The organism is Brevundimonas sp., from assembly GCF_032055285.1.
GTDB lineage: Bacteria > Pseudomonadota > Alphaproteobacteria > Caulobacterales > Caulobacteraceae > Brevundimonas.
The window spans coordinates 159,838-169,185 of sequence record NZ_DAMBRE010000004.1 but is presented as its reverse complement, the minus strand read 5'-3'; the positions used below and the strand labels follow the sequence as shown (position 1 = coordinate 169,185).

Below are 9,348 nucleotides of genomic sequence, written 5' to 3'. Positions count from 1 at the left end.
AGCGGGAACGCGGGAGACCCCGAAAACGGTCCGGGGCGACGACGCTATATGGGGATCAATTCGCCCGAAACAGCAAGAACAATATGAGAACTTTTCTCGCGAGGCTTGTGTGGAACCTGCGCGGCCGTAAGGTTCCGTCAGCCAGGGAGGTAGGCCATGCGTATTCTGAAATGGGGGGCGGTGATCGTCGGCGTCGTCACGCTGGGCGGCTGCAACTTCCACACGACCATGCCGACATCCGATCCCGCGCTGAACGCCGAGGCGGACGCCCTGTTCGAAGATCTCGTGCTCGGCCGTGACGATGCGCTGATCGCCCGTATGTCGTCGGCCAACAAGGCGGAGGAAATCCGGGCTCAGTTGCCGATGCTTCGTAACATGGTCGGCGAGGCCACTCCGCCTGAACCCACTGTGGCTGGGACGCGAAAGACAAGCGGCACGAGCGGCGAGGTCTATGAGGTGCAGCAGGACTACGCCTATCCTGATCGCGTGGTTCACGCCTACACGACCTTGGTCAAGGAAGGCGGAGCCTGGAAGGTTCAGGGCTTCAACGTCAATGCGCAGATGAAGCCGTTGAGCGCCGAGCCGTCCACCTAATCGGTTGGCGTCCAGGCGGGTTCGGGACGGCGGTAGCGTTCGCCCGGACCGACCAGGACGCCATTGGCGTTGGCGACGCCCAGCTCCAGACTCTCGGCGATGCGGCGGGCGCGGACGATGAAGTGGTCGGCGGCGACGGGCGGGCACAGGTCGCGCGCGGTCGCCTCGAAGATCTGCAGCCAGCGGTCGAAGTGGCGGGCGTCGATGGGCAGGGGCAGGTGTTTCGGCATGGGCCGGCCCTGATAGACGCCGGTGGACAGGGCGACCGAGGACCAGAAGAGCTTCATCTGTTCCAGGTGCGGCCCCCAGTCCTCGATGCGTTCGGCGAAGACGGGGCCGATGAAATCGTCCTCGCGGACGCGGGCGTAGAAGCCCTCGACCAGGGCGTCGATCAGGGCCTCGTCGATGCCCGTCTCGTCCTGGATTCGCTGGACGGCCTCGGCCCGGCGGGCGGCGGCCTCGGCGCGGTCAGGGGCGGGGCGGTCGATACGGAAGGCGACGGTTCGGTCGGGCGCGGTCATGGTCTGAAGATAGGGGCTCGGCGCCGCATCGCAAAAGCGTCGCAGGAGAATTGGGGTTGCGCTGCGAAAGATCAGCACCCATCCTTCTAGTCAGCCAACGTATTTGACGAGGAGGCACGACGATCATGATCAGCGCTCTGGAAATCGGTTTCGCCCTTTCCGCTCCGCTCTTCGTGCTCGCCTATGTCCTCGCTCAACCCAAGCCCAAGCTCGTCCGCATCCGCACTCGTGACGCTCACCAGCGTCGCGGCCCGCACGCCTGACGGTCACGCCCTATTCGATAATCTGAGCCTCGCCTTCGGGCGCGAGCGCACGGCCGTCGTGGGCCGCAACGGCGTGGGCAAGACCACGCTGCTGCGCCTTGTCGCCGGTCTGGCTGAACCCGCCGAGGGGACGGTCGCGCGCGCCGGAACGGTCGGCTGGCTGGCTCAGACCTATGAGCCTGCGCCCGGCGAGACCGTGGCTGACACCCTGGGGGCTGCGAAGCCTCTGGCCCTACTGGTGCGAGTGCTGGCGGGCGAGGGCTCGGTCGAGGACATGGCTGAGGCCGACTGGACGCTGGAGGCGCGACTGGACGAGGCGCTGGCTCAGGTCGGGCTGAGCGGGCTGGCGCAGGATCGGCTGACGAACAGCCTGAGCGGCGGCGAGCAAACGCGGCTGCGGCTGGCGGGTCTGATGCTGGCGGCGCCCGATCTGATCGTGCTGGATGAGCCGACCAACCATCTGGACGCCGAGGCGCGGGCTCTGGTGGCCGAGGTCGTCGGGCGCTGGCCCGGCGGGGTGCTGACGGTCAGCCACGACCGCGGCCTGCTGCGGCGGATGGACCGGATCGTCGAGTTGTCGAGCCTTGGGGCGCGGACCTATGGGGGCGGTTGGGACCTGTACATCGAGCGGCGGGAGGCGGAACGGGCGGCGGCGGAGCGCGATCTGGAGAGCGCCGAGCGCGAGGTCGGCCGCGCTGCGCGCGAGGCGCAGTCGGCGCTGGAGAAGAAGGCGAAGCGCGACAAGGCGGGGCGGGCGCATCGGGCGGGAACGTCCGATCCCAAGATCCTGCTCGACGCCAAGGCGCAGCGGGCCGAGGAAAGCGGCGCGCGCGAGGGGCGGCTGGCCGAGCGTCGCCGGGCCGAGGTCGAGGCGCGACTGGTCGAGGCGCGTGAGCGGGTCGAGCGGGCGCGGCTGCTGTCCGTGCCGATGCCGTCGACGGGGCTGGCGGCGGGCAAGGTGGTGCTGGCGCTGGACGGGGTCGAATGGCGCAGCCCTGAAGGGCGGCGGATTGTGGGGCCAGTGTCGCTACGCCTGACGGGGCCGGAGCGGGTGGCGATCACCGGGCCGAACGGGGCGGGTAAGACGACCTTGCTGAAGCTGATTTCGGGCGCGCTGGAGCCGATGGCGGGGCGGATCGAGCGGCCTGTCACGGCGGCGCTGCTGGATCAGGCTGCGGCGATCCTGAAACCGGAGGAGACCCTGATCGAGGCCTGGCGGCGGTTGAACCCGGAGGGGACGCCGAACGACGCCCATGCGGCGCTGGCCCGTTTCCTGTTCCGCAATACGGCGGCGCACCGGACGGTCGGAACCCTGTCGGGCGGCGAGCGGCTGAGGGCGGCGCTGGCCTGCGTGATGACCGGAGCGCGACCGCCGCAACTGCTGATCCTGGACGAGCCGACCAACCATCTGGATCTGGACTCGATCGCCGCGATCGAGGCGGCGCTGGCGGCCTATGACGGGGCGCTGGTGATCGTCACCCATGATCGGGACTTCATGGACAATGTGGGGGTCGGCCGGGAGGTGCGGCTGACGCGGGTGGATTGATCCCACTCGTCGGGCCGCAGCCGCTTCCGTTGAGCCATGGCGCATGGGAGCCGAAGCACTGGATCCCGGCGTCCGCCGGGATGAGCGGGGGGTAAGGGGCGGGGGAAGTGTCAAAGACCGTTCCTAGCCTAGCAGAGGGTGGGATCAGGGCGTGTGACGTCGCTTCAAGGGTTTTCGATCCCTGAAAATTTCAGGGCTTGTGGTTTCGACTTGTGATCTCCGGGTCAGCCCCAGGCTTCGATCACGCCCTGACGGCGGACGCGGGGGGAGACGGGGCCGGTCGTGACGGGCTCGGCCTCGGCGCGGCCGAAAAGCCAGCCCTGGCCGTAGTTGACGCCGAGATCCTGAAGGGCCTGGGCGACGTCCTCGGTCTCGATCATTTCGGCGATGGTGGTCATGCCCAGCGAGCCGCACAGCTCGACCAGATGGCCGATCAGGGTGCGGGTGCGGGCGTCGCCGTCGATGTCGCGCACGAAGGCGCCGTCGATCTTGACGGCGTCGACCGACAGGCCGCGCAGGTAGTCAAAGGCGGCGGAGCCCGCGCCGAAGTCGTCGATGCAGACCTTGACCCCCGCGTCGCGCAGGGCGCCGAGGCGGCGGTTGGCGGCGGCGATGTCGGCCAGGGCGGCCGTTTCCGTCACCTCGACGATCAGGCGCTTGCGGTTGTCGGGCTCGGAGGCCGTCATCTTCAGCAGGGCCGCGACATAGGCGTCGTTGGCCAGTGAGGCGCCCGAGACATTGATGGCGATCTTGAGCAGGCCCGAGCCGGGCTGGCGCAGGCGGTGGACGATCTTTTCCGCCACGGCCAGGTCGAAGCTCTCGATCAGGGCCAGTTCCTCGGCCATGCGGATGGCGGGCGCGGGGCCGCCTGCCTGGCCGAAGCGGGCCAGGGCCTCGAAGTGGTGCACGGCCCGCGTCTTGAGGTCGACGATGGGCTGATAGAAGAGGGCGAATTCCTTTTCACGAACGATGCTGCGGAAGCGATCGGCGTCCTTCAGGGTGCGGGACAGGGAGTCGGCGAAGCTGAGCTCGGGCTGGGCCTTGTTGTCCTTCAGGCAGCCCTCGATGGCGAAACGCATGGCGCGCAGGGCGCACAAGGCGTCGGAGCCGACGGGGGTTTCGCTGGCGCGCGAGGTCAGGGTCAGGCCTTCGGCGAGGCCGGCCTCGCGGACATCGGCCTCCAGATCGCGGCCGTCGTCGGCCTCCTTGATCAGGGCGTAGCGGTTTGGCGTGAGCCGGCCGGCGCTGACGCCGTCGTGCGAGGCCGCCTGCAGCCTTGCGCCGATTCGGGCGGCGAAGCGTTCATGGGCGGCGTCGTTGGCGGCGCTGAGGCCCTGAACCTCGATGAAGGCCATGGCTAGACGCTGCAGGGCTGCGCCGGACTTGCCGTTGAGGCCTTCGCGGGCCAGAGCCAGAAAGCCCTCGGAGTCGGCCAGGGGCTGCTCTGGGATTTCTTCGAGCACGAAGGGCTCCCCTTGCCAGGTCAGGGCGCAGGATACCGCGGGCGCCAGATCGGGCAGGAGAAAGGCGCGAAAAAGGGCGCGACGCACGCGGCCGTCGCCGCAGTCGGCAAGAATTTCCAGCGGCTGGCTGCGCGCCCCGCCTGTCATGCCCCCCAGAGTCTCCTGAACCGGCTCACGGCTGGAAAACGACAACAGATCGGCAAAGGGGCGGCCGATCCAGGCGGCTGTCGATTGTCCCGCCGTCGGCCCGACCCCGAGGGCGAAGCTGACCACGCCCTTGTCGTTCACCTCGACCAGAGCGTCGGCGGCGGCGAAGGCGAGACCAAGAAGGCGGGATTTCAGGTTCATGGGCCGACCTTGCGGTTCAGCCTGTTAAGAAAACGCGGATCGAAACCGGTTTCTCGGTTGAATCAGGCCTTGCGGTTCAAGGCGACGGCGCGGCCGTCGCCTTCGGTGGCGCGGCCCGAGGCGCCGTAGCCGACGCCCTGGGCGCGGGCGCCCGCGACCTCTGCGGCGATGGTCCGGACCAGGCCCTCGGACACCTGACGGGCGGCGTCCACGGTCGAGGCATGTTCGGCCAGAACGGCCTCAAACGCTTGCGTCGCGGAAATCAGGGCGTCGCGGAGATCGGCGGGAATGACCGTCAGGAAGGCGGGCGCGGCCTTGGCCTGGGCCGACTCGCGGCGATAGAGGTTGGCCAGTTCCTGGGTCTCGGCCATGCCGGCGGCGACATCCTGGGCGCGATGGGCGCGGAAGGCGTCGCGTTCGGCGCCGAGGCGCTCGGTCAGGGCCTGGGTCAGGTTGATGAGCTGGTGAGCGCGCAGGGTGGAGGTTTCGACGTCGGCGGTCACGCGGGCTGTTCCTGCATCTTGAGCATTTCGGACATGACGGTGTCGGCTAGGCCGATGCCGCCCGCCTTGACCGTCTGCTTGGCCATGGCGTCCAGAAGGAAGCTGCGCCAGGTCTCCTCGGCGCTGCCGCCGCCGAAGGGGCCGTCGGTCTCCAGGCCCTCGAACATCGGCTTGAACATCTGCGACAGGAAGCTGGCCTCGAAATCCTGGGCGGTCTTGCGCATCTGGTCGGCGGACTGGTCGCGGCGACCGAGGGCGTCGGCGAGGGGCAGGGACGAGGCAGGGGCGGCGAAGATCATCACATCACCTCGATGTCGGCTTGCAGGGCGCCCGCGGCCTTGATGGCCTGCAGGATGCTGATCATGTCGCGCGGGCTGACGCCGAGGGCGTTCAGGCCGTTGACTAGGGTCGAGAGCGAGGCACCGCCGTTGACGATCCGCATCTGGCGGCCGGTTTCTTCCTCGATCGAGACGTTGGACTGCGGCACGACCACTGTCTGGCCGCCGCGGCTGAAGGGCTCGGGCTGGCTGACCATGGGGTTTTCCTGAACCGAGACGGTCAGGTTGCCCTGGGCGATGGCGACGGTGGAGATACGCACGGCGTCGCCCATGACGATGACGCCGTTGACCTCGTCGATGATGACCTTGGCCGGGGCGTCGACGCGGACCGGCAGGTTTTCGACCTGACTGACGAAGCCGGCCATGCCCATGGTCTGGGGCGCGCGGATCGCGACCACGGTGCCGTTCTCGGCGAAGGCGCTGTTGGGATAGGACTGGTTGATGGCGGCGGCGACGCGCTGGGCCGTGGTGAAGTCGGGGTTGCGCAGGGTCAGGCGCACGATCGGCATGGCCGAGAGGTCGAAGCCGGTCTCACGTTCGACCACGCCGCCCGAGGCGATGCGGCCGGCGGTCGGCACGCCGCGCGTCACCGAGGAACCGGAACCGCCCGAGGCCGAGACGGCGCCGGTCTGAACGGAGCCCTGCGCCACCGCATAGATTTCGCCGTCGGCGCCCTGCAGGGCCGTGACCAGAAGCGTGCCGCCCAGCAGGCTCTTGGCGTCGCCCATGGCCGAGACGGCGACGTCCAGCCGCGAACCCGGCGTGGCGAAGGGCGGCAGGTCGGCGGTGATCATGACCGCCGCGACGTTCTTGGTGTTCAGGTTGGCGCCGCGGATGTTGACGCCCTGACGCTCCATCATCCCTTCCAGCGACTGGCGGGTGAAGGGGGAGTTGCGCAGGCTGTCGCCGGTGCCGTTCAGGCCGACCACCAGGCCGTAGCCGACCAACTGGTTAGTGCGGACGCCCTCGACCGAGACGATGTCCTTGATCCGCGACTGGGCCTCGGCCGCGTTCGGCGCCGCAGCCAGAATCAGGGCGGCGGAAGCGGAGGCGAGGAGGGCGGTGAGCAACTTCTGCATACGACAGACGTCCTGTTGAGGCGTTCGCGATTAACCATGCGAAGTTTGTGCCGCCAAAAAAGACTTATGAATTCAACGTCTGTGGCGATGAAGGCTTTGGTGTGGCGGCAGAATTTGCCGGGACGTTAACCAAGCGGTGACGGTCGTGGTCGATGGTCCAGGCTGATCGGGAGCATGGATCATGAAGGTCACCGGCCCCTCGGGCGCTACATCATCGCAAGCCTCCCGTCCCGCGAAGGCGGCGGGCGGTTTCAGCCTGCCGGCCAACGGGGCGGCCTCGGGGCCGGCTTCGGCCGCCGCGACCGCGTCTGCATCGAGCGTGGCGGGGGTGTCGGCGCTGATGGCTCTGCAGGGGGTCGAGGATGCGACCGAGCGTCGGCGGCGGGCGATTCGGCGCGGCGGCGGTCTTCTGGACCGGCTGGACGAGCTGAAGCTGGCCATGCTGAACGGCCAGGACGGTGCGCCGGCCCTGGAACGCCTGGCGCGGACCCTGCGCGAAGAACGGCCCGACGACGCCGACCCCGGCTTGAAGGGCGTCCTCGACCAGATCGACCTGCGCGCGGCTGTCGAAATGGCCAAGGCGGAAGCGGCACGAGCTCGCGCCTAAAAGGCCCTGGAACCTAATCGAAATCCCGGTTTCGAGGGGCATGTGCGGACAATTTGCCACACTGGCTCGGCGTTAATGAAGCTTAACGATATCACGGAGACGCGAACGCCATTGCCGCGACTCTCGTGCTTGCCTATACGGCCCATGCGCCGCAGGGGGGCGCAGACAAGATGAGCGTGAGTGCGATGAACGCATTAGCGTCTGTGATCGAAGGGGAATCGGTCATGTACCGACCCACCGACGACGAGCCGTTTATGAACGAGCGGCAGTTGGCCTATTTCAAGGCCAAGCTTCTGGCGTGGAAGGATGACATCCTCCGCGAGTCCAAGGGCACTGTTGTTAATCTGAAAGCTGAAACCGAGAATCACCCGGATCTGGTGGACCGGGCTTCGTCGGAATCCGACCGGGCGCTGGAACTTCGGACCCGTGACCGGCAACGCAAGCTGATCTCCAAGATCGACGACGCGCTGCGGCGGATCGAGGACGGTTCCTACGGTTATTGCGAGGACACCGGCGAACCGATCGGCCTGGGCCGACTGGAAGCCCGCCCGACGGCGACCCTGTCGGTCGAGGCCCAGGAGCGGCACGAGCGTCGCGAGCGGGTTCACCGCGACGATTGATCGTCAGGTTCGGCGACTGATTGGGCGGATCGACTTGACTTGAGTGGACGGCGGCGCGACCAAGCCGCCTTCCTATCGAGGTCGTTGATCCCCCATGTCCGTCAAGGTTCGTTTCGCTCCGTCTCCCACGGGTAGGCTGCACGTCGGCAATGTCCGCACCGCTCTGGTGAACTGGCTGTTCGCCAAGGGGCAGGGCGGCTCGTTCGTTCTGCGTATCGACGACACCGACCTGGCCCGCTCGACCCAGGAGTTCGAGGACGGCATCGAGACCGACCTGACCTGGCTGGGTCTGGTTTGGGACGAGCGCTACAACCAGTCCAAGCGGTTCGACCGCTATGAGGAGGCCGCCGAGCGGCTGAAGGCCTCGGGCCGTCTCTACGCCTGCTATGAAACCGCCGAAGAGCTGGATCGCCGCCGCAAGGTGCAGCTGTCGCGCGGCCTGCCGCCGATCTATGACCGCGCCGCGCTGGACCTGACCGACGCCGAGAAGGCCGCCTATGAGGCCGAGGGGCGCCGTCCGCACTGGCGCTTCAAGCTGGAAGGCAAGCGCGTCGCCTGGGAAGATCTGGCGCGCGGTCACGCCGAGGTGGACACCGCCTCGATGTCGGACCCGGTGCTGATCCGCGAGGACGGCCTGTTTCTCTATACCCTGCCGTCGGTCGTCGACGACATCGATATGGACATCACCCACATCATCCGGGGCGAGGACCACGTCACCAACACCGGCGCGCAGATCGAGATCTTTGAGGCGCTGGACGCCAAGGTTCCGGGCTTCGCCCATATGCCGTTGCTGGTCGGCGCCGACGGTACGGCCCTGTCCAAGCGTCTGGGTTCGCTGTCGATCAGTGACATGCGCGATCAGGGCTATGAGCCTATCGCCATCACAAGCCATCTGGGCAAGATCGGCACCTCGGACAATCTGGAGATCGCGGCCTCGGTCGAGGCCCTGGGCCAGTCCTTCGCCTTCTCCAAGATGGGCCGTTCGCCGGCGCGTTACGACACCGCCGATCTGGATCGTCTCAATGCACAGGCCCTGCATGGCCTGACCTATGCCGAGGCGCAGCCGCGTCTAGTGGAGCTAGGCGTCGATCTGGGCGAGGGCTTCTGGGAGGCCGTGAAGCCGAATCTCAACAAGTTCGCCGACGCGGCCGAGATGGCGAAGATCGTCACCGGCCCGGTCACGCCGGTGATCGAGGACACCGCCTTCGCCGCCGCGGCGCTGGAAGTCCTGCCGGACGTGATCGACGCGGGCGCCTGGTCGGCGTGGACAGCGGCGGTGAAGGAAAAGACCGGCGCCAAGGGCAAGGGCCTGTTCATGCCACTGCGTCTGGCCCTGACCGGACAGGCGCACGGCCCGGACATGGCCGCCATGGCGCCGCTGATCGGTCGCGAAGCCATCGTGCGTCGCCTGAAGGGCGAGGCAGGCTGAGCCTCAGTCCCAGCCGGATACAAGAAAGGCCGCCTTC

Annotated in this window: 11 protein-coding genes; 6 read left to right on the top strand and 5 right to left on the bottom strand. The window is 67.8% G+C overall.

The window, feature by feature from the left end:
- The first annotated feature begins 156 nt into the window (after positions 1-156).
- Complete coding sequence (locus RTY13_RS11105) at positions 157-594, top strand: hypothetical protein (protein WP_312783451.1); 438 nt, start codon at positions 157-159, stop codon at positions 592-594.
- Here RTY13_RS11105 and RTY13_RS11100 read toward each other — a convergent pair.
- Complete coding sequence (locus tag RTY13_RS11100; RefSeq protein ID WP_312783449.1) at positions 591-1,115, bottom strand: group III truncated hemoglobin; 525 nt, start codon at positions 1,113-1,115, stop codon at positions 591-593. The genes RTY13_RS11105 and RTY13_RS11100 overlap by 4 nt on opposite strands.
- A 125-nt stretch (positions 1,116-1,240) precedes the next feature.
- Here RTY13_RS11100 and RTY13_RS11095 point away from each other — a divergent pair, with 125 nt between their 5' ends.
- Complete coding sequence (locus RTY13_RS11095; RefSeq protein ID WP_312783447.1) at positions 1,241-1,378, top strand: hypothetical protein; 138 nt, start codon at positions 1,241-1,243, stop codon at positions 1,376-1,378.
- Complete coding sequence (locus tag RTY13_RS11090) at positions 1,344-2,924, top strand: ABC-F family ATP-binding cassette domain-containing protein (RefSeq protein ID WP_312783446.1); 1,581 nt, start codon at positions 1,344-1,346, stop codon at positions 2,922-2,924. The genes RTY13_RS11095 and RTY13_RS11090 overlap by 35 nt, the downstream gene beginning before the upstream one ends.
- A 224-nt stretch (positions 2,925-3,148) precedes the next feature.
- Here RTY13_RS11090 and RTY13_RS11085 read toward each other — a convergent pair whose 3' ends face one another.
- From RTY13_RS11085 to RTY13_RS11070, 4 genes are all read right to left on the bottom strand, one after another.
- Entirely contained in the window at positions 3,149-4,735 is a 1,587-nt protein-coding gene (locus RTY13_RS11085; protein WP_312783445.1) for an EAL domain-containing protein, read from the bottom strand.
- A 62-nt stretch (positions 4,736-4,797) separates the two neighbouring features.
- Entirely contained in the window at positions 4,798-5,238 is a 441-nt protein-coding gene (locus tag RTY13_RS11080) for a flagellar basal-body protein FlbY (protein WP_312783443.1), read from the bottom strand.
- Entirely contained in the window at positions 5,235-5,537 is a 303-nt protein-coding gene (locus tag RTY13_RS11075; RefSeq protein WP_312783441.1) for a rod-binding protein, read from the bottom strand. The genes RTY13_RS11080 and RTY13_RS11075 overlap by 4 nt, the downstream gene beginning before the upstream one ends.
- On the bottom strand, positions 5,537-6,655 hold the full coding sequence (locus tag RTY13_RS11070) for a flagellar basal body P-ring protein FlgI (protein ID WP_312783439.1): 1,119 nt from the start codon (positions 6,653-6,655) through the stop codon (positions 5,537-5,539). The genes RTY13_RS11075 and RTY13_RS11070 overlap by 1 nt, the downstream gene beginning before the upstream one ends.
- A gap of 181 nt (positions 6,656-6,836) precedes the next feature.
- Between RTY13_RS11070 and RTY13_RS11065 the strand changes: the two genes are divergently transcribed.
- The 3 genes from RTY13_RS11065 to gltX all read left to right on the top strand — a co-directional run bounded on the left by RTY13_RS11065 (position 6,837) and on the right by gltX (position 9,311).
- On the top strand, positions 6,837-7,262 hold the full coding sequence (locus RTY13_RS11065) for a flagellar assembly protein FliX (RefSeq protein ID WP_312783438.1): 426 nt from the start codon (positions 6,837-6,839) through the stop codon (positions 7,260-7,262).
- A gap of 224 nt (positions 7,263-7,486) precedes the next feature.
- Complete coding sequence (dksA, locus tag RTY13_RS11060) at positions 7,487-7,882, top strand: RNA polymerase-binding protein DksA (RefSeq protein ID WP_207826901.1); 396 nt, start codon at positions 7,487-7,489, stop codon at positions 7,880-7,882.
- Positions 7,883-7,976: 94 nt separating this feature from the next.
- Positions 7,977-9,311 (top strand): glutamate--tRNA ligase, encoded by a 1,335-nt coding sequence (gltX, locus tag RTY13_RS11055; protein ID WP_312783437.1) that lies wholly within the window; start codon positions 7,977-7,979, stop codon positions 9,309-9,311.
- Positions 9,312-9,348: the final 37 nt, after the last annotated feature.